Below are 23,714 nucleotides of genomic sequence, written 5' to 3' on the forward strand. Positions count from 1 at the left end.
CATGAACAAAACAGCAGTCGCCAATCAAACAGATCAGCTATTAGAAGAAATCGCGGCCTATGCAGTAGACGGAGAAATTACGAGCAAAGAGGCCATTGAAACTGCACGTTATGTGCTCATAGACACACTCGGGTGCGGAATGCTGGCGCTTAATTTTCCAGAATGTACGAAGCACCTTGGACCCATCGTACCTGGAACAGTCGTGCCAAACGGAGCAAGAGTTCCCGGTACTTCGTTTGTGCTAGATCCTGTTCAAGCGGCTTTTGATATTGGCTGTATGATTCGCTGGTTAGATTATAATGACACGTGGCTTGCACAGGAGTGGGGGCATCCATCAGATAACTTAGGCGGAATATTAGCTGTAAGTGATTATATCAGCAGAACACGCCTTGCAAACGGAGAAGAACCGCTAACGATGAATGACGTACTGCACGCAATTGTCAAGGCACATGAAATTCAAGGTGTGCTCGCTTTAGAAAATTGTCTGAATCGAAATGGATTGGACCATGTGTTATTTGTCAAAGTGGCAACAAGTGCAGTTGTGTGTGCAATGCTTGGCGGAACAAAGGAAGAAGTCCAGCATGTTTTATCACAAGCGTTTGTTGATAATTCTCCGCTTAGGACATATCGCCACGCCCCAAACACAGGATCGAGGAAATCATGGGCAGCAGGGGATGCAACAAGCCGCGGAGTGAGACTGGCAATGATGACTCGTAAAGGGGAAATGGGCTATCAAACACCGCTTAGTGCAGAGAAGTGGGGATTTGAAGATGTTCTCATGAACGGAAAATCGCTTACGCTCGCTCAGCCCCTTGGATCATACGTCATAGAAAATGTTCTTTTCAAAATTGCTTATCCTGCTGAGTTTCATGCGCAGACTGCTGCAGAGGCGGCTGTGATGCTGCATGACGCTGTAAAAGATCGTTTAGATGAAATTGACCGGGTAGAGATTACGACACATGAGTCAGCGATTCGGATTATTGATAAGAAAGGGCCGCTTTATAATCCGGCAGACCGTGATCATTGCTTGCAGTATATTACAGCCATAGGACTGATTTATGGTGAACTGACAGCTGACCATTATGAAGAAGAAACGGCGCAAAATCCGGCCATTGACCGTCTTCGTGATCAAATGGTTGTGAAAGAGGATAAACGTTATACAGAGGATTATTTAGATCCGAAAAAGAGATCGATTGCAAACTGTGTACAAATCTTCTTTAAAGACGGGACAATGACAGACCGAATTGAAATTGAATACCCGCTTGGTCATCGAAGAAGAAGACAGGAAGGCATTCCGCTGCTTGAAAAGAAATGGGTCTATCATTTGAAGACAAGATTTCCACAAAAACAAGTGGATCAAATTGTGTCACTCTGCCAAAATCCAAATCAATTAAAAACAACAACAGTACCAGCATTTATGGACTTATTCGTTATATAAGGGGGAGCTAGCGTGTGGATCGTGAATGAAGAAACAAGTCAGGCTGATTTAGCCGCAGCCTTTAAAAAACAAATGCACAAATCAGCTTTATTTCAAATTCCAGGCGTTCACGACGGAATGTCTGCACTCTATGCAAAAAAAATGGGCTTTCAAGGGCTCTATTTATCAGGTGCCGCTTTTTGTGCCAGCAAAGGACTGCCTGATCTCGGCATGATCCATTCAACAGAAATGGCTGAAAAAGCGAAGGAGATTATTCGAGCTTCCCAGCTTCCGCTTTTGGTCGATATGGACACAGGTTATGGCGGTGTCTTAAATGCAGCAAGAGCGGCAAAAGAAATGGTTGAGAGCAAGGTGGCAGCTGTTCAAATTGAAGATCAGCAAATGCCGAAAAAATGCGGGCATTTAAACGGGAAATCACTCGTTCCAGTCGAAGAAATGGTCGCAAAAATCAAAGCCATTAAACAAGCGGCACCAACGCTTTTGGTCATTGCGAGAACTGATGCAAAGTCCGTAAATGGGATGGATGATGTCATCCGCCGGGCCAATCTTTACGTAGAAGCAGGAGCCGATGCTATTTTTCCTGAGGCGCTCATCACAGCAGAGGACTTCACGCAAGCGTCAAGCAATATTAAAGGGCCGCTCCTTGCAAACATGACGGAGTTTGGCAAGACGCCTTATTATCATGCAGACGAATTTTCTATGTTTGGCTTTCAAATGGTCATTTACCCTGTATCATCACTTAGAGTCGCTGCAAAAGCGTATGAGCGTTTATTTACAGAAATCATGGAAAAGGGAACGCAGCAGGGGATACTGGAGGATATGCAAACGAGAAAAGAGCTGTATGAAACGATTCATTATGATGAATATGAGGAAATGGATCAGCATTTAGCGAAAACAATCCTGCCAGAAATTGGGAAAGAACAGTGATAAAATGAAAAGCACTTCCTTGACGGAAGTGCTTCAGCGTGTAGACAAACCCTCGCATTCGTTGTCAGGTCTGTGCGCCAGTGCTCACGAATGTTAAATTCGCTCCGCTCTGGTGCTCGCCCTTCCTAGACTGCAAAGGTTTTCTATCACGCTTTAAAAGAAGACAAAGAGCTAAAATAAAGATCATTTTAGCCCTTTGTCAGCAATCTGAAACACTTCCTTTACGGAAGTGTTTTTTACGATGATGGTGAGGATGATGAAGCCAATTTCATCTTTTCTTCAACTGTTTTCGTTTTTTCTTTTACTTTTTCAGCGTAAGTGAAATCACCGTAGCAATACGGATAGCGGAAGTTATCTTTGTTGCCGCCGCACGTATAGACCTTGGGGTTTCGTTTCACTTGCTTTTTGGAGTATTGCTTTGCCAATTTCTCGGAATGTTTTCCCCCGTTTTTTGCAACAAAATCAATATAGCCGATTCCCATGTTATAGCTTTGAATAATGGTTTCCAAATCAACGCCTTTTTTCTTCCCATGCTTGTACATAGTCGAAAAATGATGGACTCCTTGTTTAATGCTTTTCTGAGGGTCATTGATTTCATTTCGTTTCAAACCAAGAGATTCAGAGGACTGCATTGGATCTCCGCCTCTGCCTTTTGATTCTTGATACATCATACCGAGGATTAACGCGGTATACTGATCTAAATCTTGATCTCTTAACTCTGTTTCTACAAGCGGTTTGTAATCATCCAATCTCGACAAAACAATTGATTCCGTATCAATCGGCAGCTTTTTTAACTCCTTTTGATTAAAGGAGATGGCAATGGCTGCTAATACGAAAACAAAGAGAAAAATTGTGAAACAGCCTGAAATGGCAAAACATCCTGTTTTTTTCTTTTTCAAGGTCAGTTCACCCCTGTTTTGCCCCGCTTTTAAAAGGGAAGTACAGCCTTTTTATTATGCCATATCCTGTGCAGGATACCAAGTGAAAACCTTATAATCAATCATATCCAAACGTGAATTCAGGTCGTGTTTTCAGCCTGAAGCAGAAATAAACAAAACCGATAATCAGCCAAATCATGCCAATGATTAATGCATTTGTGCTGATGCTCGTTAACAGCCAAATACAAAACGCCGTCCCGCATAGAGGGATCACTGCATATCTCAATGTATTCAGCACACCTCTTTGTTTTTGTCTGACGAAAAAGTACGCAAAAACAGACAAATTCACAAAGGTAAATCCAATTAACGCGCCGAAGCTGATAAAGGAATAAATGACTTCAAGTTCGCCAACGACTGCGGTTAAGGAGAAAGCTCCGATTAATAAAATATTAAAAACAGGGGTTTTTAATCTCGGATGAATATACCCGAAGAAACGCTTCGGTAACGATTGATCTCTTCCCATTGCATATAAAAGCCTTGCTGCACTCGCATGTGACGATAAGGAGGAAGAAATGACAGCGACCATTGTGCCAGCTAAAAAGAACGAGTGGAGAAATGCGCCGCCCACAAATTCTGCAATTTCAAGTGAGGCTGCATCAGGATGCTTGAACTGCTGAAAATTTGGAAACACCTGCTGCAAAAAATAAGACGTCAAAGTAAACAGCACGCCTCCAATCGCAACTGTTAAGAAAATGGCAAGCGGAATCGTCTTTTTTGGTTTAATGGTTTCCTCTGACATAGTCGAAATGGCATCAAATCCCAGAAAAGAGAAACATAAAATGGTCGCTCCTGAAAAAATAAGCGCTGGATCTAAGCTCGCTGAATAAAAAGGCCGGGCTGACAATAACTCTCCACTGCCAGCGTTTTGCGTGAGTCCATAAATAACAAACCCAACAAAGGTGACGGCGACAATGACCTGAAACGTCACAAATAGCGCCGTAATGTTGGCTGTAAGCCGAATACCGATTACATTGACAGTCGTTATGGCGATAGCAAGTATGATGATCCAAATGTAATGAGGTACATCAGGAAAGGCTGCGGTTAAATAAGCACTTCCGATCGCAAAATTCACCATAGGCAGAAATAAATAATCCAGTAAAAGTGTCCAGCCCACAAGGAAGCCGACATGAGGATGAATACTTTTTTGCGCATATGTATAAGCAGATCCTGCTTTTGGAAAAGCCTTCACCATATTCCCATAGCTAAGCGCTGTCAATAGTAATGCAAGTAACGTAAATATATAAGCCGCAGCTACGTGTCCTTTCGTCAGCTGAGCAACAATGCCGTATGAATCAAATACGACAAGTGGATCCATATAAGCAAGCCCGATCACAACAAGTGGAAAGACAGTCAGGCTGCGTTTTAGTCTTGGCTCTTCAGTCAATTTGCCTATCAGCTCCTCTAAAAAAATGAATAAATAATGCTCATTTTAAAAAGAATGCTACCAAGTGTCAATGCTATTTGAATAAATCTTTTTTCTAAAGTGTGCCCGCTTTGCACGCCGCACGTTTTAGTATATGATGATACATAGAATAAGTCGTGATCTGACTAACAAGAAAGGTGAAGCGAAATGAAGGAAGAACTGAATACAAATCAAGAACAGGAACGGATGGAGCTGGATGAAGAAAGTTTATTTCTTGTCTCCCAAACTTTTAAAGCTTTATCTGATCCGACACGTATTCGTATTCTGCACCTGCTGTCTCAAGGTGAATACTCGGTAAATGATATCGCGGAAACGCTGAATCTCATGCAATCAACTGTTTCTCATCAGCTGCGTTTTTTAAAAAACCTTCGTCTCGTGAAATCTAGACGAGCAGGGACATCGATTTTTTACAGCCCTGAAGATCAGCATGTGATGGAAGTACTTGAACAAATGATTCATCATGCGCAGCATGACTAATAAAAACCTTCCTACTCATATAGGAAGGTTTTTACGCATGATGCGTATGTGCTACTCGTTTACCTGCTTTCATCATTTGATAAGAAAAAACAACATAGTAAGCAGCTAACAGAAAAAAGCTGAGCATGGTCATGGCATCATCACTCACAATATGCTGATACAGTTCAACGACACCAATTTTTGTGAGCGAATGGTTCGTCAGCTCACCCAGCTTAAAACTAAGTCTAGATAAAAATAAGCATAAAATGAAGCTTTCAATCCATTTACTCGTTTTCACATAAAGACGGCCATTTTCTTCTTTCATGCGGATCGTCTCATAGGCATGAACGGCCAGACTGCTTCCAAAGAGCATACCAATAGCGGCGTAGATGAAAATGCTGTGATTTTGCCAGCCTTCTAATAAGAGAATAAGGGCAGTGAGTCCAAATACATACATTCTCATCAAAAGACTGATCGGGCGCACAAGCTGATAGCGTCTCATTCGATTCATTCGAAAGATGATGCAGATCAGCATAATGCTTCCAATTATGAATAACTGCCACACGTGATGTGTCATGATGCAACCTCCTACTGCATGTGCAGGGATGTAAACGAATGCTGGCTGTTCCTTATCTTTACCATTCTTTCTTTTTTTATCAAATCAAAACCTACATTTATGAAAAAGAGGAAAAGGCATGAAAATCGATCGTATTTTGTCTATTGTGATGCTGCTCATTAGCAAGAAGCAAGTACAAGCGAAGGACCTCGCTGAACTTCACGAAGTGAGTGTGAGGACGATTTACCGCGATATTGAGACCATCAATCAAGCCGGGATTCCTGTTGTGACAACACAAGGAGCAGGCGGGGGCATTTCACTCGTTGACGACTATCGTTTAGAGAAAAAATTATTTACCGATGATGACATTGAGCTTATTTTAACAGCCCTAGAAAGCATGACGAGTGCATACTCCTTTAAAGAAAGTGAACATGTACTGAAAAAAATCAAATCTCTCATTCCGCCACATACCGATGAAAGCGAGAAACAGCACCATGTCTTTATTGATTTAAGTTCCTGGGGGAAAGACAGCCAGGCAGAGAAGAAACTCCAGCTGATCCATACAGCTGCCTCTGCGCATCAATACATTCAGTTTACCTATCGCAATGCGAAAGGTGAAACACTTCCACGGAAAGTGGAGCCTTATACGCTCGTCTTAAAAGGGAGGCATTGGTATTTGTATGCGTTTTGTTGTGTGAAAAAAGCTTTTCGTCTGTTCAAGCTGACAAGAATGACAGACCTCATCACCATTTCAGGATATTTCCAACCGAAAAGAATCAAAAATGAAGAGAAGCCTTGGAATGACTCTTGGCATGAAGAACCTTCAGTCACAACGCTCACGCTTAGGTTAACGAAAGCATCAGTTGGTAAAGTGAAGGAATGGGTGGATGAGAACGAATTGATTGTCTGTTCAGATGGAACCTATCTTGCAGCAATGACCGTGCCGCAAGATGATTGGCTGCACAGTTTCCTATTTTATTTAGGACCGGATGTCGACATTCTTTCACCGCAGCATATCAAGGAAGCATTTGATCACCAATTAAAACAATTTATGAAGCGATTAGGAACTTGACACACAGTTGTCAGGTTTCTTTTTATATGATGGGAAAAAAGGAGATGAGAATGTATGTACGATATCGTGATATTAAAGAAGCAAAGGATTAAAGGGTTGTCTGTTCGAACAACAAACGAAATAGAGCAAACAAAAGAGCGGAAGATTGCACCGCTCTGGCAGGAATTTTTTGCGCAGCAGCTTCATGGGGGACAAGCCCCTGTCATAGGGCTGTATTCAGATTATGAAAAAGATGAACATGGTTCTTATTTATTTACAGCTGGGAAATTCGCGGATCAGCAGATCGAACATGTAAAAGAGATTCCTGCGTCTGCCTACGCAAGATTTCAAACGAGACAGGGACCGATTGAAGAGGTCGTGCTTGAAACATGGCACAAGATTTGGACGTGGGATCAGCGTCAATACCGCACTTATACAGGTGATTTTGAATGGTATGATGAAAGATCTATTGATCCAAAAGAAGCGCAAATTGATATTTATATTGCGGTTGATGAAAAAATGATTGCTAAAACTAACGCCATTAGTTAATATAAAACTAACGATATTAGTTTTAGGAGGGCAATCATGAGATTAACAACTTTTGACCGTCTGCACCAGCTTACATTGATGCCGCGATTATTTCCGGTAAATTGCTATGTATTTGAGGAAGAGGAAGGACTCATCTTAATTGATGCTGCTTTAAAAATGGCGGCGAACTCGATCATCGAATTTGCCCGTAAAAAGAACAAACCAATTCATAAGATTATTCTCACTCATAGCCATATGGATCATATCGGCGCATTAGATGAGGTGAAGAAGGCTTTTCCCGAGGCAGTCGTCTATTTATCAAAACGTGATGCACGCCTTTTTGAAGGTGACTTTTCCTTGCTCCCTGGTGAACCCCAGCAAAAAATCAAAGGCAGTTTTATTAAAAATATTCATACAAAACCAGATGTGCTTGTCGAAGAAGGAGATGAGATTGGGCCGCTGAAAGTGATTGCAACACCAGGGCATACACCTGGCAGCATTTCTTTATACGATGAAAGGTCAGGAGTTGTCATTGCAGGGGATGCACTTGTGACAAAAGGCGGCTTATCAGTAACGGGTGAGTTTCGGTGGAGCTTCCCGTTCCCGGCTTTTGCCACATGGGATGCAGAAACCGCATTAAAAAGCGCTGAAAAATTACTAGCGCTGCGCATATCCTGTCTTGCTGCAGGACATGGTGACCTTATCATAGAGCCTCATGAAAAGCTTCAAGCTGCCGTTAAAAAAAGACAGCACCAGCTAATAAAAGGAGGGCAGTAAACCGTGTCTCCAAGAATGGGAATTACACAAGAAAAAATTATGGATACAGCGGCTGCCTTTGTTGATGAAGAGGGCTTCTCCGCTTTGACCATTGCTACATTGTCTAAAAGGCTGAATATCAGGCCGCCTTCTCTTTACAATCACGTATCCGGCCTTCATGAGATTCAGGCAGCACTCGCAGTAAAGGGGCTGTCCATGCTTTGTGAGGAAGGGATGCAAGTTACAAAGGGGCTAGAAAAAGAAGAAGCTGTTTTAGCCTTTGCCAGACAATATGTGCAATTTGTCCGAGAACACCCCGGTCTTTATGAAGCAGCCTTTTCACATATGAACGAAAAAGAAGTACGTCTTGCAGCAGATCGCCTTGTTCAGTTTGTTCAATCCATTATGTCACGCTTTGGTGTAAAAGAAGAAGAAATGACACATGTCGTCAGAGGACTGAGAAGCTTACTGCACGGCTTCGGTGATATTTCTAATAAAAAGGGATTTCAACGAAAAGAACAGCTTGAAGAAAGTGTGAGCTATGCGGTTCGGCTCTATATCACAGGTGTATTGCAAAAAGAAGATCTGTCCATTTGACAGGTCTTTTTTTACAGTGAACCGATATCATAGAGAAGCATCCTTCTGGAACAATTTTTTTAAGAGAAAACAAATAAAGATTTGACAGTTTTGTGAAACATGGTATGCTTATTATGTGAAATAATTCACATAGAGGAGTAGAGGCAGATGAAAAGAAAGCCTGTTTATGTGGAAACAACCATTCATGCACCTTTAGAGAAAGTATGGGAATATACGCAAAATCCAAAGCTTCATGAACAGTGGGATTTGCGTTTTTCAACCATTTCATTAAATGGACCTCAAGATGAACAGCCCCAAACCTTTTTGTATGAAAAGCATCTTGGATTTGGTGTAAGTGTCACAGGGACAGGAGCATATCGAACTAGAATGATGGATGAACGGAATGAACGGGCATCCTCGCTTAAATTCAAATCGTCACACCCATTGTCTTTTATCAAAGAAGGCGGCGGCTATTGGAAATATGTGAAAACGAACGATCATATTGTGTTTCAAACGCAATTTGATTACGAAACGAAAGAAGGAAAAGGATGGGCGTGGGCAGATCGATTTCTTTTTCGCCCGATGATGGGGTTTATGACGGCCTTTAGTTTTGGCGCACTAAAGACGTGGCTTGAAAAGGGTACGCACCCTCGGTTATTACTGGAGAGAACACTTGCCCATTATGGAATTTGTTTGCTGTTTGCCATCGTCTGGCTATGCCAAGCGGTCATTCCTTTTTCACATTCTGCTTTTGATCATAGCACCTTATTTCGATTGTTTTATGCCCTTATAGGCGTATCATGGCTGATACCTAAGCTATCAAAGAAATATTTGTTCATTCTTCAAAGCGTGTTTCTGCTGCTGATGCTTTGTATCGGGATCCTATCCCCCCAAACGACACTCCATGAGCCGCTTGTGATGAGTGCATTTTTGATCCTATCCATTGCAGGAATGATTAATTTAAAAGGTTGTATAGACGTATTTTCGATCAAACGAAAAAGGGGAGGTAGACATGGTCGTTCATCGTCATCAAGTAAAGGATTACGATAAACTGCATCCAAAATTAAAAGAGAGATACAACCGTGCGTTTACCGCTGAAGGCACCATGGAGGAAATAGGCGGCGGGACGTGGCTCATTCGATTTTTCTTCAAAATCGGTCCACTCTTTCGCTGTTTTTTCCCTGAGAGAGGAAAAAACATTCCCTTCCGAATTGTCAATAAACCCTTTATGACAAATAAGGGAGAGGAAGGCATGCACTGGTTTCGTACGTTTTATTTCCCAAAGAAGGAACGGCACTTTGATGCAGATATGATCATTGATGAGAAGAGTCATAAAGTACTAGACTATTTTGGAAAGCCTAGACTTCTTATGTCAGAGCTTCATTTTACAGTAACAAAGCATGGGTTCCTTCACATTCAATCCGGCCGGCAGAAGCTGTTGATGTTAGGATGTGAGTGGCCGCTGCCTTCATGGCTTTATGGTGTGTCAGATGTCATAGAAGGCTACGAGGAGCATACAGGGGAGTATACCATTCATGTGCATGTGAAAAATCGACTGTTTGGGACCTTTTTTACATATAAAGGCCGGTTTACTGAAAGGGTGATGTCTCATGATGAATAAATGGCATTTGATATCAAGCTTCCTCTTCATGTGCTGCTTTATCGCCACCCGTTTAATGACAGGTCCGGTAGCAGAGTTTTTTGTACTGATAGCGATTTTGTTTTTCCTTCCTGCAGTTTTATCTTTTTTTGCGAAGGAAGAGAGGGAGAGTAAGCCGGGGATACTGATCGGCTTTTTAATGAAAGCCTTTCCATTAGCTGCTCTTTGTGCAACGGCTGCATTCATCTATCATTCTGCCTTGTTTGCATCGGGCTGGTTTTTGTATACGATCATTTTGGCTTTATATGGCTTTACTCGTTTGCTGAAAAGGGGAATCTTTTCGCTTCATGAATTGATGACGGGTGGTGCATGGATGTATCTCGCTTTAGGGGGGCTTTGGTTTTGGCTGTACACAGCAGATATACAGGTAATGACCTTTTCACCAATCATTGTGCTTTTGACCGCTATTCATTTTCATTACTCGGCTTTTTTTATCCCGCTTTTCTATGGATTATTAGGGAGACAGCGCAAAAAAGAGACAGCTTTATACAAAGCGGCAGGCTGGGTGATTTTGCTGTCGCCTGTGATGATTGCTGTTGGGATTAGCTTCTCCCGTCTATTTGATACGTTCAGCGTCACGCTATATGTCATTGCACTCTATTTGTACGGCATTCTATGTATGAAAACAAGGTTTCGATCGACTGTGGCAAAAGGGCTGATTGTGTTTTCTAGCTGCGCGCTAATGGGGACGATCTTACTATCTTTTCTTTATTCCGCTGGTATGCTTATGCGCGTGACCTATATCAGTATTGATCAGATGATTTGGTTTCATGGCAGTATCAATGCCTTATTTGTTATTTTACCAGGTCTGATTGGATGGCTAATCGAAGGACCAAAGGATCAATTGAAGCAGAAGGACTTTCCGATATCAAGAGTGCATGGCCGTTTTCATTTGATCTCTTTTCAAAAGGAAAGAATGTATGATCGAGAGAAGCTCGGTTTAGTCGATTCACTTGATGATTTAAATGGAAAGACGTTTTCAGCTGAAAGGGTGTCACCTGTGATTCGAAGGTTTTATGAAAATCCGACGGAATTTACGTTAAAAGCAGCAGTCTGTTTTCATTGGTGGGTGAGGCCGTTTGTTTTTTTACTTCAGCCCATTTTTAAGAAAATAGGGCAGCTCTATTTGGGAACATCTCGTATTCCGTATGAAATGAAGGGACGTCTGACTACATTTCAACATCCTAAAGAAGAGCGAAAGGATGTCAGGGCGTGGATTCGTCACAACGAAACCGGGGAGCAGGTCTTTTTTGCGCTTTATGCTCATCATCATGATGCAGCTGCGGGCTATATGAATATTGCGCTGCCGCTTCCATATTCTCAGATGACCGCCATTTTAAAACCTTTTAATGTAAAGGAAGACTTTCTATTAAAAAGTACATGTCCAAAAGGCAGTACCGGTGACGAAGGATTGTATTTGCATACGCCTTTTATCACCATGAAACTGCCAATGGAAGAAAGCTTTCATATGAAGCCGGAGACAAATAAAAGTCTCACAGCGGTTCATCAAATGAAGCTATTCGGTATTCTCTTTTTAACGATTCATTATCAAATTGACAGCGGGAAGTCACCCTGTTAGTCAATGATGTCACATGGTTCACCGTGCCGAATGATGTTCACAATCGCTTGCCCATCACTCGGATGATGATCTGCATACTGGACTGGCAGCAGTGCAAAAAATACATAGTAGACTGAGAAGTAAGCAAATTGATAGAAAAATTGATGTTCTGGCAGGATGTCATTGGCGATCATTGTATTCAGTATGAGAACACTGAGCAGGTTGCATAATGATCCGCCTAGGTAGACAAGAATGTGCGAGAATCGGTTATTTTTCCTCATTTCTTCATAGTGGCAAAATGCATCTAGAAAATAAATTCGTCTAATTTCAACAACGCCTACTTTCAATACTTTTTTGCCTCTGCCAAGAGCAAAAGAAACCTTTGCGCCAAACATCCACGCGACCATAATATGGCCAAGCTGATGCAGGATGGCAACGATAGGAAGAATGACGAAAAACGACCAGCAAAATGTCCACATATCTGATAATGTAAACAAGTGTTAACCCCTCCCTGATATATTTGGGAGGAAGCAGTAGGATTATTTGCCATTTTACTGAATTCATTTTCAGGATGCAAACATTTAATACATGACGATAAATTTATTATGTAAACTAAAAGAGCTTTTGCAGTGAATCGGCTTTTTGACTCACTTTTTTACGAGATGAATGTGCTACAATGAAAAAATAATAGATGACTCTAGTAAATGAACTTACCCTTGAAAGAAGAGGAGAGAATCAGATGGCAGATATTGAACAGTTTTTGGCGTTAGATATACGTGTTGGGACGATCATAGAAGCAGAATTCTTTGCAGAGGCAAGAGTACCTGCATTGAAACTCAAGATTGATTTTGGTGAAGAGATTGGTCTAAAGCAATCCAGTGCTCAGCTGACAAAACGTTATACGGCTGAGAATCTCACTGGCAGACAAATCGTAGCAGTCGTCAATTTTCCGCCTAGAAGAATTGCAGGGTTCAAATCAGAAGTGCTTGTCTTAGGGGGCATGCCGTCAAAAGAAGACGTGGTTTTACTAGCCACAGATGAGCCTGTTGAAAATGGGACAAAAATAGGATAAGAAAAAAGACATCTTCCTAAGAAGATGTCTTTTGCGTATTGAGGCGGAATAACCACACGCCACATTCGTGTGTGTCTCAAGGAGACATGTTACCCGACTTACACAATTCAGCTCATCGCTTGATAAATATAGCATGGGATGAGCTGAATTGCAACCATTAAATGATTCACTTCAGTTTTTCACGTCATTTCAGCAGGAAAAATGACAAGAAATCAATTATTTGGATTATTTTTTCGAAAAATATTGAAAAGTCAGATCAGATTTTATAAAATGAATTCATCTTAGTTTGTTTAGTCGATAAACTAAGATGAATTACAAGAGATGATCCGACCATTAAAGGGGATGATTCCGTCATTCAAATCATTTGCTGCGTATGTGGGCTAAGCTGAAAAGATCAGATGTTCAGCTTCATTTTTACAACAAATTGAAAGCGCTTTATATTCTTTGCATTGACTGCTGCTGCCCTCCATCATCTGTTCGTTAGAAGAGGCTAAGAGAAGAAGGGAGAAAGCTCATGGTAAGTGAGAATTTAAAAAAGATTCGTATGTCTGAAAAAGTGGGATATGCTTCAGGAGATTTCGCATGTAATTTAATTTATGCAACTGTCTCTACGTATCTATTATTTTTTTATACAGATGTGTATGGTTTATCAGCGGCGGCAGCAGGGACGATGTTTTTAGTTGTTCGCGCCATTGATGCGCTTGCAGATCCGTTTATTGGTGCAATGGTGGATCGAACGAACAGCCGTTTTGGCAGGTTCAGACCTTACTTGTTATTCGGTGCGTTTCCTTTTGTGGTACTCGCCATCCTTTGCTTTACAACACCTGATTTGTCTGAAATGGGTAAACTCGTTTATGCCTACATCACGTATGTTGGTTTATCGCTTACATACACATTCATCAATGTTCCTTATGGTGCTTTAACTTCCGCAATGACAAGAAATAACCAAGAGGTTGTCAGTATTACGTCTGTTCGTATGCTTTTTGCTAATCTCGGAGGTCTAGTTGTTGCTTTTTTTGTTCCTTTTCTTGCGACTTTTTTGAGTGATAAAACAGGAAATACAGCACTCGGCTGGCAGATGACGATGGCTTTTCTCGGCGTTCTTGGCGGTGCATTACTTATTTTCTGTTTTAAAAGCACGAATGAACGTGTCACGCTTCAAAAGCCGGAGGAAAAAATTAAGTTCAGTGATATCTTTGTTCAGTTACGTGTAAATCGTCCACTTGTTGTATTAAGCATTTTCTTTATTATTATTTTTGGTGTGAACTCGATCAGTAACTCTGTCGGAATCTATTATGTGACGTATAACCTTGGCAGAGAAGATTTAGTGAAATGGTACGGACTCATTGGCAGTCTGCCAGCTTTAATGGTGCTGCCGTTTATTCCAAAACTGCACAAGCTGTTAGGAAAGAAAAAGCTGCTGAATTATTCATTATTGCTGAATATTGTAGGTCTTCTTGCATTACTTGTGATACCGCCGAGTCAAATCACTTTAATACTTGTTTTCAGGCTTGTCGCAGCGGCAGGAAGTATTACAGCCGGTGCTTACATGTGGGCGCTCATTCCTGAAACCGTTGAATATGGCGAATATAAAACAGGGAAAAGGATGGGCGGACTCATCTATGCCATCATCGGATTTTTCTTTAAATTTGGGATGGCATTAGGCGGGATTGTGCCAGGGCTTGTACTCGATCGCTTTGGCTATATTGCGAACCAAATGCAAACACCAGAAGCATTACTGGGTATTTTAATCACGACAACGGTGATTCCTGTATGCTTATTGATTTTAGCGATGGTTGATATTAATTTTTATAACCTAGATGAAGAAAAACATAAAAAAGTCGTACGGGAGCTTGAGAATAGAGACAAGGTATATATCGATCATATGGACGATTTTAAAATGTAGGTCTCTGAAAGAGGAGGAAGTTCAATGAAGATTACCAATCCAGTGCTCAAAGGGTTTAACCCCGACCCAAGTATTTGCCGTGTAGAAGAAGATTATTATATGGCCGTCTCTACATTTGAATGGTTTCCAGGGGTGCAAATTTATCATTCAAAGGATCTCGTCCATTGGCGCCTTGCTGCGCGTCCTTTGCAAAAAACGTCGCAGCTGGATATGAAGGGAAATCCTGATTCTGGCGGGGTATGGGCGCCGTGCTTAAGCTATGCCGATGGGCAGTTTTGGCTTATTTATTCAGATATCAAAGTAGTGGATGGTCCATTTAAAGACGGTCATAATTATTTGGTCACGGCAAGCGAAGTGGACGGCGATTGGAGTGAACCGATCCGGCTCAACAGCTCTGGCTTTGATCCATCTTTATTCCATGATCACAGCGGGAAGAAATACGTCTTAAATATGCTGTGGGATCATAGGGAAAAGCACCATTCCTTTGCAGGTATTGCCTTGCAGGAATATAGTGTGGCTGAAAAGAAGCTCATCGGTCAAAGGAAGGTCATTTTTAAAGGCACACCGATTAAACTGACAGAAGCGCCGCATCTGTATCACATCGGTGACTACTACTATTTATTAACGGCAGAAGGAGGTACCCGGTATGAGCATGCGGCAACGATCGCCCGGTCCTCGCATATTGAAGGGCCTTATGAGGTTCATCCTGATAACCCGATTTTAAGTGCCTTCCATGCGCCTGAACATCCGCTTCAAAAGTGCGGGCATGCTTCAATCGTTCAAACGCATACAAATGAATGGTATCTCGCTCATCTCACTGGCCGCCCGATTCAATCAAGCAAGGAATCTATTTTTCAACAGAGAGGTTGGTGTCCTTTAGGAAGAGAAACAGCGATTCAAAAGCTCGAATGGAAGGATGGCTGGCCTTATGTTGTAGGGGGAAAAGAGGGGGCGCTGGAGGTTGAAGCGCCAGAGATCGACGAAAAGGTTTTTGCACCAACCTATCATACAGTCGATGAATTTAAAGAATCAACACTAAATCAACACTTCCAAACATTAAGAATTCCGTTTTCCGATCAGATTGGTTCGTTAACGGAGAAACCTCAGCATTTAAGGTTATTCGGTCACGAATCCTTAACGTCTAAGTTTACCCAAGCTTTCGTTGCAAGGCGCTGGCAAAGCTTTTATTTTGAAGCAGAGACAGCTGTTTCGTTCTTCCCAGAAAACTTTCAGCAATCAGCTGGTCTTGTGAATTATTATAATACGGAAAACTGGACAGCACTCCAGGTGACATATGATGAGGAACTTGGCCGCACGCTTGAACTATCTGTCTGTGAAAACCTTGCCTTTTCTCAGCCATTGGCACATAAAATCATCATTCCAGAGGAGGTCACATATGTCTATTTAAAAGTGACCGTTCGGAAAGAGACATATAAATATTCTTATTCTTTTGATCAAAAAGAGTGGAAGGAAATTGATGTGCCGCTTGAATCCATCCATTTATCCGATGATTTTATTCGAGGTGGGGGGTTTTTTACAGGGGCATTTGTCGGTATGCAGTGCCAAGATACGAGCGGCGAGCGTCTTCCTGCTGATTTTCTCTATTTTCGCTATGAGGAAACAGAACGAATAAAAAAAGACAACGCGCTAAGAGCTGTCTCTTTTTGAAAAATAAATAGATCATGTTGTGAGGGTGGCATCTTGCAGAAAAGCTTCTATGACAAGAGATGTCATCCCCAATACTGGTGCATTGTGTCCTAATGACGAAGGGAGCAGCTCTACATGTGAGCTGAATTGCGTATCCATTCGTGAGGATACTTCCTCCCCAATTACGCGTAGAACTGCCGGATGTGATTCGATCACTTTGTTTCTTAAAATAATGGCTTGCGGGTTAAAGGTATGCAGGACGTTTGTGAGACCAACTCCAAGGTAAAAACCAAAGTTGCGCAGGGCATTGAGCGTTTTCATATCATTTAACTTGGCCAGCTGTTCCAGATCTTGATGGGAGATGTGCTGATCATCTGTTTGAAGAGACTGAAACAAGGCTTTCTCAGAAGCATACAATTCCCAGCATCCGCGGTTTCCACAGCTGCATGTTGGTCCATTAAAATCGATCGTCATATGTCCCATTTCACCAGAAAAGCCGTACGCTCCTCTGTATAAATGATGATTGATGATGATCCCGATCCCGATGCCAGTGCCAATGCTTGCGTAGATCAAATGGTCATAGTGCTTAGCGGCACCAAAGATTTTTTCACCATATGCACCGGCATTTGCTTCATTTTCAATGAAGATCGGTACTTGGAATGTGTCTTGGAGCGCCTTTTTCAGATCAACATTTTTCCATTTGGAGTGGGGCGTAAACAAAATTTGTTCATCTGCATCCACTAACCCATGTATGCATAGGCCAATGCCAATGAGCCCGTATGGGGAAGAGGGCATTTGTGTGATGAGCTGCTGTATTAATTCAATTAATTTACGTGTCGTCACATCAGGAGAGCTGGAAGGGAGCTTGATCTGTTCTTCGTAAAGAATGGACCCTTCAAGGTCTGTTAATATGCCATTGACATAATCAACGCCGACATCAATCCCAATAGAGCAGCCAGCACGTTTATTAAACATCAGTAAAACCGGTCTTCTCCCGCCGCTAGACTCACCTTGACCGATCTCATAGACGAGATGTTCTTTCATTAACGTACTTACTTGAGAAGAAACAGTCGATTTATTTAATCCAGTGCGTTCAGATAATTTGGCTCTCGAAATGGGCGCATGCTGGAGAATTTCTTTTAATAAAAGTTTTTGATTTATTTTTTTTACAAAGTTCTGATCAGCGATATCCACGTTATCCACTCCATTTGTTTCGTCTTTAGATTAAGTTGAGAAGAGCTGCTTTTTTTCACATGTATTTAGTAAGAAAGATGATTTTAACTTTATTATAACGAAAATATTTCTAAAAAACTAAAAAATATGGAAAATTCAAAGTGATTTTTTCATAGATTGATCATTAGTTTGTTGTATCAACTTACAAAGTGTACTCAGGAGGAATGAAGAATGGCCAAATCAAATATGAAAACATTATACAGCCTAGAAGGAATCGGCAAAATTCAATATGAAGGGAAACAATCAAAAAATCCACTTGCTTTTCAATACTATAATCCAAGCGAAGTGATTGGCGGAAAAACAATGAAAGACCACCTGCGCTTTTCAGTTGCTTATTGGCATACATTGACTGCTGATGGAACAGACATGTTTGGAACTGGGACGATGCAAAGAGCATGGGACTCCTATAGCGGAATGGATTTAGCAAAAGCTAGATTGGAAGTAGCTTTTCAGCTTTTTGACCTATTGGATGTTCCGTATTTTTCATTCCATGACCGTGATATCGCGCCAGAGGGAGAGACGCTTCAAGAGACCAATCAACAATTAGACATCATTTTAGAAAGAATGAAAGAATACATGAAACAAAGCGGGGTAAAGCTGCTTTGGAACACGGCCAATATGTTCAAACACCCTAGATTTGTACACGGCGCTGCGACATCTTGTCATGCAGATGTCTTTGCCTATGCGGCCGCACAGGTTAAGAAAGGCATCGAAACCGCCAAAGAACTCGGTGCAGAAAATTATGTTTTCTGGGGTGGACGAGAAGGGTACGATACGCTGCTCAATACAGATATGAAAAGAGAGCTTGATCACATGGCGGCTTTCTTGCATATGGCTGTTGATTATGCAAAAGAAATTGGGTACACAGGCCAATTTTTAATCGAGCCAAAGCCAAAGGAGCCAACAACTCATCAATACGACACAGATGCAGCGACATCCATCGCCTTTTTAAAGCAATACGGATTAGATTCCCATTTTAAATTAAATATCGAGGCCAATCATGCGACGCTGGCGGGTCATACGTTTGAGCATGAATTACGTGTCGCAAGAATTCATGGGCTGCTTGGTTCTGTTGATGCAAACCAAGGCAATTCGCTTCTTGGATGGGATACAGATGAATTTCCAACCGATCTGTATGCCACAACTCTCGCCATGTATGAAATTTTGCAAAATGGCGGTCTAGGGTCTGGCGGTCTTAATTTTGATGCAAAAGTGAGAAGAGCTTCCTTTGAACTTGAAGATATTTTATATGCCCATATTGCCGGGATGGATGCATTTGCAAAAGGACTGCGGGTCGCTCATAGGCTCATAGAAGACCGTGTGTTTGAAGATGTCATAAAGCACCGATATCGCAGCTTTTCTGAAGGAATTGGACGTGATATTTCAGAAGGGAAGGCAAACTTTCATACATTAGAAGAATATGCGCTGAAACATCCTTTGATCAGAAACGAATCGGGAAGAGAGGAACAGCTGAAAGCCCGTTTAAATCAATACTTGTTAGAAGATTAATTGAAGAGGCGGACCTGTTTTGAAGGAGTGAAAACATGAAGTATGTAATGGGAATTGATCTTGGAACGAGCGGGGTCAAAGCGATATTAGTCGATGAGAGCGGAAAGGTGTGCTGCGAAGCCTCTAAGCCGTACCGCCTCATTCAAGAAAAACCGGGGTATTGTGAGCAGCACCCGGAGGATTGGGTAAAGCAGACAATGGCTGTGATGAAAGAACTGATGGCGAAGCAGTCTGTTCATTCAAGAGAAGTCGAAGGCATCAGCTTTTCCGGACAGATGCATGGTTTAGTTCTATTAAATGAATCTCGAGAAGTGCTCCGCCCTGCAATTTTATGGAATGATACACGAACGACAGCACAATGTACGCACATCACAAAAAAGCTGGGGGACCGGCTGCAAAAGATCACAAAAAACCAGGCGTTAGAAGGATTCACACTGCCAAAATTATTATGGGTAAAGGAACATGAACCACATATTGATCAGCAAATCGACATGTTTTTACTCCCAAAAGATTATGTCAGATTTCGTTTAACAGGCGCTGTCCATATTGATTATTCTGATGCGGCTGGCACTTTGCTGTTAAATATCGGTGAACAGACGTGGAGTGAGGAGATTTGTCAGGCATTTGATATTCCTCTTCATATTTGCCCGCCGCTTGTCACATCAGAGGCGGAGGTTGGTACACTTTTGCCGCACATTGCACGTGATGTTGGGATGAAAGAAGGCGCGAAGGTTTTTGCCGGCGGGGCAGATAATGCCTGCGGAGCAATTGGTGCTGGCATCTTATCCTCTGACCGCACGTTATGCAGCATCGGCACATCTGGGGTCATTCTCTCCTACGAAGAGGATCATGACAGGGAGCTTCAAGGGAATTTACATTTGTTTCATCATGCAAAAAAAGACGCTTTTTACACAATGGGTGTCACCCTTTCAGCAGGATATAGTCTTAACTGGGCAAAACACTTACTGGCTCCTGAGGAATCGTTCCAATCACTTTTAGAAGGTGCGGCTCATGTAGCGCCAGGGGCGAAAGGATTGCTCTTTACTCCCTATTTAGTCGGGGAAAGAACACCGCATGCGGATTCGATCATTCGCAGCAGCTTGGTTGGGTTAGACAGCAGGCATGAAAGGGCACATGTTGTCAGGGCTGTGTTAGAGGGAATTACCTTTTCGCTGAATGAATCTATCGCATTATTCCGGCAAGCAGGAAAAAACATAGATTCTATTGTGTCCATTGGCGGCGGTGCGAGAAGCCGGACATGGCTTCAAATGCAAGCAGACATTTTTCAGGCTGAAGTCATCCAGTTAGACAATGAACAAGGGCCTGCTTTAGGTGCAGCGATGCTTGCCGCGGTTGGGTGCGGATGGTATCCGTCACTTGAAGCATGTGCACATCAGTTGATCCATCAAGCCGCTGTTTATGAGCCAGAGCAGCAGCATGCAGAAGTATATGCCGATCTATTTCATTTGTATCAAAGGATTTATACACAAACAAGAGACATCCATGCCGGGTTAGAGCAGTATCGTTCCATCTAGCAGAAAGGGCTGCATGAAAGGAGGTGATGGGTTTTTCATCTTAGGGATGACAGAACAATACGGATGAAAAAAGGAGAGGAATGGAAAATGAATTTGAAAAGATTGAGGCTGTTGTTTGTGATGTGTATTGGATTTGTGCTGACACTGACGGCTGTGCCAGCTCATGCGGAAACGATTTATGATAATAGAATAGGTACACATAGCGGATACGATTTTGAATTATGGAAGGATTACGGAAATACCTCGATGACTCTCAATAACGGCGGGGCATTTAGTGCAAGCTGGAACAATATCGGAAATGCTTTATTTCGAAAAGGAAAGAAGTTTGATTCCACTAAAACTCATCATCAACTTGGCAACATCTCCATCAACTACAACGCAGCCTTTAACCCAGGCGGGAATTCCTATTTATGTGTCTATGGCTGGACACAATCTCCATTAGCTGAATACTACATTGTTGAGTCATGGGGCACATATCGTCCAACAGGGACGTATAAAGGATCATTTTATGCCGATGGAGGCACATATGACATATATGAAACGCTCCGTGTCAATCAGCCTTCTATCATTGGAGACGCTACCTTCAAACAATATTGGAGTGTACGTCAAACAAAACGCACAAGCGGAACTGTCTCCGTCAGTGAGCATTTTAAAAAATGGGAAAGCTTAGGCATGCCAATGGGAAAAATGTATGAAACAGCATTAACTGTAGAAGGCTACCGAAGCAACGGAAGTGCGAATGTCATGACGAATCAGCTGATGATTCGATAAAAGCATATGAAAAAAGCCAGCAAAAAACGGCTGGCTTTTTTCTATGATAATTTTTCAACTTCTACTCTGCCAGAAAAGAACGTCGCGCCGCCTCCCATATCTGCCAATCGATCAGGTGTTAACCCGTTCACTAAATGCTTTTTACCTTTTTGATCTGCCCATAATCCTTGACTGACAACAACACCAGATAATACATTTTGACCGACTGACACGACAAGCTCACACTCTCCTCGGTCGTTCAACACACGGACCATGTCACCATCTTCAATCTTTCTTTCCTTTGCATCTTGTTCATTCATGTGAAGCTTCGGAAATTTCTCAAGCTTTTGATGTTTTTCATGAAGTGAGAAGGTGGAATTCAGAAAATTATGGTTCGGTCCCGGTATAAAGGTAAGCGGATAATCGCTTTCCTGATAAAGGGGCACATAGGTTGGAAGTGCTGGATACCCGTCTTTTTTCATTTGTTCAGAATAAAGCTCAATTTTCCCGCTTGGGGTTTGAAGCTTTAATTCCTGGAAAGGTCCACGTTTCGCTTTGATCCATTTCTTTTCTTTTAATGCTTCGTATGAAATGTCCTCATAATGCGGATTTTCTGGATGATGAAGAGCTTGTTCCATGAGTTCAGCATCTGTCTCGCGGAAGGCTTCATCTTCAAAGCCCATCGCATGGGCAAGCAGGCGGAATACTTCAGTATTGGATTTGCTTTCTCCGTAGCGTTCTATCACTGGCTCCTGAATTTGAATATAATGATGCCAGTATGATGTATAAAAATCCTCGTTTTCAAAGGCAGATGTCGCTGGCAGGACAATGTCTGCATACGCCGCTGTTTCTGTCAGGAATAAATCATGAACCACTGTAAATAAGTCCTCTCTCAGCAAACCTTCTCTTACTTTATTCGCTTCAGGTGTTACAACCGCTGGGTTGCACGAGTAGATAAAGAGAGAATCAACGGAAGGCTCTGCACTTGTCAGCACGCTGCCCAGCTGATTCATATTAAAGGATCTAGGCGTGCGTTCTTTTAATAAATCCGGCCGCTGAAGAGCTGTTTCATTATAGCTGAGAAAAGAAGAGTTTGATTTCATCGCCCCGCCGCCCTTGTGCAGCCATTGACCAGTCAGGGCAGGGAGGCAGGAAATGGTTCTAATACTCATCCCGCCATTATCATGATGCTGCAAACCATTCCCAATGCGAATAAGAGAGGGCGATGTCTCAGCGTACATTCTTGCAAGTGTAATGATGTCGTCTTTAGGGACACCCGTGATGCGCTCAACTGTGTCTGGATCATACTGCTTTACATGCTCGCGCAGCTCTTTATGGCCGACCGTGTAATCCTCTAAAAAGGCTTCATCTGTACGTTCCTCTTTAAAAAGGACATGCATGATGCCAAGTGCAAGCGCACTGTCAGTACCAGGCCGAAGCGGAATGAACCAATCTGCCATCCGGCCGGTTTGGTTCTTGTGAACATCAATTACGACAATCTTAGCCCCTTGCTTTCGCGCTTTTTGTGCCAAGGTGATTTGGTGCATATTGGTCGATACGGCATTGATGCCCCAAAAGATAAATAGTTTCGTATGAATGGTGTCTTCAGGATCTGTCCCAATGCTTGCACCCATTGTATATTTATAGCCAGTCGTTCCCGCTGACTGACAGATGGTCCGGTCTAACTGACTTGAACCAAGACGATAAAAAAAGCGGCGGTCCATTCCTTCTGCGTTGAGATTGCCCATGTTCCCATAGAAGCTGTAAGGCAGAATGCTTTCTGGCCCTTTTTCTTCGATGAGCTTTGTCCATTTTTGACGAATGGTTTCAATGGCTTCTTCCCACGTAATCGGCGCAAATTGACTTTCGCCTTTTCGGCCAACACGTTTTAAAGGAGTGGTCAGCCTTTTTTCATCATATAAACGGGCTGTGACATTACGCACTTTGTTGCATATGTTTCCTTGTGTGACAGGGTGATCCGGATCTCCTTGCACTTTCACGATCTTTCCATTTTCTTTATGTATTAAAAGACCGCACTGATCCGGGCAATCTAACGAACAAACTGATTTGAATATTCCGTCTTTCATCGCTGTATAATCGGTCATGAGTTTTTGGCTTCCTTTCTGCATTCCGTTATCACTTTGTATGGACTTTATTTTAGCATGTTCGGAGGTGGAAGGTAAGAAAGAGATGAT

22 protein-coding genes are annotated in these 23,714 nt (G+C 42.2%); 16 read left to right on the forward strand and 6 right to left on the reverse strand.

The window, feature by feature from the left end; translation table 11 throughout:
* The first annotated feature begins 1 nt into the window (after position 1).
* Positions 2-1,438 carry a bifunctional 2-methylcitrate dehydratase/aconitate hydratase gene (locus tag NSS92_RS04845; protein WP_340867031.1) on the forward strand — a complete coding sequence of 479 codons (1,437 nt, stop codon included), beginning with the start codon at positions 2-4 and terminating at the stop codon, positions 1,436-1,438.
* A 12-nt stretch (positions 1,439-1,450) separates the two neighbouring features.
* Positions 1,451-2,365: a methylisocitrate lyase gene (gene prpB, locus NSS92_RS04850; protein WP_340867032.1), complete on the forward strand. Its 915-nt coding sequence runs from the start codon at positions 1,451-1,453 to the stop codon at positions 2,363-2,365.
* A 236-nt stretch (positions 2,366-2,601) separates the two neighbouring features.
* On the opposite strand, the gene NSS92_RS04855 is transcribed toward prpB, so the two are convergent.
* Positions 2,602-3,264: a lysozyme family protein gene (locus NSS92_RS04855; protein ID WP_267587514.1), complete on the reverse strand. Its 663-nt coding sequence runs from the start codon at positions 3,262-3,264 to the stop codon at positions 2,602-2,604.
* A 97-nt stretch (positions 3,265-3,361) separates the two neighbouring features.
* The gene (locus NSS92_RS04860; protein ID WP_248350708.1) at positions 3,362-4,687 is read right to left on the reverse strand and encodes an APC family permease; all 1,326 of its coding nucleotides are present in this window, start codon (positions 4,685-4,687) and stop codon (positions 3,362-3,364) included.
* Between the two features lie 186 nt (positions 4,688-4,873).
* Here NSS92_RS04860 and czrA point away from each other — a divergent pair, with 186 nt between their 5' ends.
* Positions 4,874-5,203, forward strand: a complete 330-nt coding sequence (gene czrA / locus NSS92_RS04865; protein WP_024422670.1) for a Zn(II)-responsive metalloregulatory transcriptional repressor CzrA — start codon at positions 4,874-4,876, stop codon at positions 5,201-5,203.
* Positions 5,204-5,234: 31 nt separating this feature from the next.
* On the opposite strand, the gene NSS92_RS04870 is transcribed toward czrA, so the two are convergent.
* A complete protein-coding gene (locus NSS92_RS04870) occupies positions 5,235-5,759 on the reverse strand; it encodes a hypothetical protein (RefSeq protein ID WP_034280620.1) in 525 nt (174 codons plus the stop codon).
* Positions 5,760-5,877: 118 nt separating this feature from the next.
* Here NSS92_RS04870 and NSS92_RS04875 point away from each other — a divergent pair, with 118 nt between their 5' ends.
* The 7 genes from NSS92_RS04875 (at position 5,878) to NSS92_RS04905 (ending at position 11,888) form a co-directional block, all read left to right on the forward strand.
* Positions 5,878-6,810: a helix-turn-helix transcriptional regulator gene (locus NSS92_RS04875; RefSeq protein WP_267587516.1), complete on the forward strand. Its 933-nt coding sequence runs from the start codon at positions 5,878-5,880 to the stop codon at positions 6,808-6,810.
* Positions 6,811-6,864: 54 nt separating this feature from the next.
* On the forward strand, positions 6,865-7,338 hold the full coding sequence (locus NSS92_RS04880; protein WP_340867033.1) for a GyrI-like domain-containing protein: 474 nt from the start codon (positions 6,865-6,867) through the stop codon (positions 7,336-7,338).
* 36 nt (positions 7,339-7,374) lie between these two features.
* Positions 7,375-8,094 carry an MBL fold metallo-hydrolase gene (locus NSS92_RS04885; RefSeq protein WP_340867034.1) on the forward strand — a complete coding sequence of 240 codons (720 nt, stop codon included), beginning with the start codon at positions 7,375-7,377 and terminating at the stop codon, positions 8,092-8,094.
* A gap of 3 nt (positions 8,095-8,097) precedes the next feature.
* On the forward strand, positions 8,098-8,670 hold the full coding sequence (locus tag NSS92_RS04890) for a TetR/AcrR family transcriptional regulator (RefSeq protein ID WP_340867035.1): 573 nt from the start codon (positions 8,098-8,100) through the stop codon (positions 8,668-8,670).
* Between the two features lie 147 nt (positions 8,671-8,817).
* On the forward strand, positions 8,818-9,699 hold the full coding sequence (locus NSS92_RS04895; protein ID WP_340867036.1) for a hypothetical protein: 882 nt from the start codon (positions 8,818-8,820) through the stop codon (positions 9,697-9,699).
* Positions 9,662-10,270, forward strand: coding sequence for a DUF4166 domain-containing protein (locus tag NSS92_RS04900; protein ID WP_340867037.1), 609 nt, complete (start codon positions 9,662-9,664; stop codon positions 10,268-10,270). The genes NSS92_RS04895 and NSS92_RS04900 overlap by 38 nt, the downstream gene beginning before the upstream one ends.
* Positions 10,260-11,888 carry a YndJ family protein gene (locus NSS92_RS04905; RefSeq protein ID WP_340867038.1) on the forward strand — a complete coding sequence of 543 codons (1,629 nt, stop codon included), beginning with the start codon at positions 10,260-10,262 and terminating at the stop codon, positions 11,886-11,888. The genes NSS92_RS04900 and NSS92_RS04905 overlap by 11 nt, the downstream gene beginning before the upstream one ends.
* On the opposite strand, the gene NSS92_RS04910 is transcribed toward NSS92_RS04905, so the two are convergent.
* Positions 11,885-12,364, reverse strand: a complete 480-nt coding sequence (locus NSS92_RS04910; protein ID WP_041109445.1) for a site-2 protease family protein — start codon at positions 12,362-12,364, stop codon at positions 11,885-11,887. The two genes, NSS92_RS04905 and NSS92_RS04910, sit on opposite strands and share 4 nt — an antisense overlap.
* A 242-nt stretch (positions 12,365-12,606) precedes the next feature.
* Between NSS92_RS04910 and csaA the strand changes: the two genes are divergently transcribed.
* From csaA to NSS92_RS04925, 3 genes are all read left to right on the forward strand, one after another.
* A complete protein-coding gene (gene csaA / locus NSS92_RS04915; protein ID WP_034280640.1) occupies positions 12,607-12,939 on the forward strand; it encodes a chaperone CsaA in 333 nt (110 codons plus the stop codon).
* A gap of 514 nt (positions 12,940-13,453) precedes the next feature.
* Positions 13,454-14,845 (forward strand): MFS transporter, encoded by a 1,392-nt coding sequence (locus NSS92_RS04920; RefSeq protein WP_267587524.1) that lies wholly within the window; start codon positions 13,454-13,456, stop codon positions 14,843-14,845.
* A 24-nt stretch (positions 14,846-14,869) separates the two neighbouring features.
* Positions 14,870-16,513, forward strand: coding sequence for a glycoside hydrolase family 43 protein (locus NSS92_RS04925; RefSeq protein ID WP_267587525.1), 1,644 nt, complete (start codon positions 14,870-14,872; stop codon positions 16,511-16,513).
* Between the two features lie 12 nt (positions 16,514-16,525).
* Here the strand turns inward: NSS92_RS04925 and xylR are convergent, their stop codons facing one another.
* A complete protein-coding gene (xylR, locus tag NSS92_RS04930) occupies positions 16,526-17,686 on the reverse strand; it encodes a transcriptional repressor XylR (protein WP_340867039.1) in 1,161 nt (386 codons plus the stop codon).
* A gap of 210 nt (positions 17,687-17,896) precedes the next feature.
* Between xylR and xylA the strand changes: the two genes are divergently transcribed.
* From xylA to NSS92_RS04945, 3 genes are all read left to right on the forward strand, one after another.
* The gene (gene xylA, locus NSS92_RS04935) at positions 17,897-19,234 is read left to right on the forward strand and encodes a xylose isomerase (protein ID WP_081124498.1); all 1,338 of its coding nucleotides are present in this window, start codon (positions 17,897-17,899) and stop codon (positions 19,232-19,234) included.
* A 35-nt stretch (positions 19,235-19,269) separates the two neighbouring features.
* Positions 19,270-20,769: a xylulokinase gene (gene xylB, locus NSS92_RS04940; RefSeq protein WP_340867040.1), complete on the forward strand. Its 1,500-nt coding sequence runs from the start codon at positions 19,270-19,272 to the stop codon at positions 20,767-20,769.
* 87 nt (positions 20,770-20,856) lie between these two features.
* The gene (locus tag NSS92_RS04945; protein WP_024422656.1) at positions 20,857-21,540 is read left to right on the forward strand and encodes a glycoside hydrolase family 11 protein; all 684 of its coding nucleotides are present in this window, start codon (positions 20,857-20,859) and stop codon (positions 21,538-21,540) included.
* A 41-nt stretch (positions 21,541-21,581) separates the two neighbouring features.
* Here the strand turns inward: NSS92_RS04945 and NSS92_RS04950 are convergent, their stop codons facing one another.
* Positions 21,582-23,624 carry a molybdopterin oxidoreductase family protein gene (locus NSS92_RS04950; protein WP_267587528.1) on the reverse strand — a complete coding sequence of 681 codons (2,043 nt, stop codon included), beginning with the start codon at positions 23,622-23,624 and terminating at the stop codon, positions 21,582-21,584.
* Between the last annotated feature and the right edge of the window lie 90 nt (positions 23,625-23,714).

Source organism: Bacillus sp. FSL M8-0166 (assembly GCF_038008825.1).
Taxonomy (GTDB): domain Bacteria; phylum Bacillota; class Bacilli; order Bacillales; family Bacillaceae; genus Bacillus; species Bacillus safensis.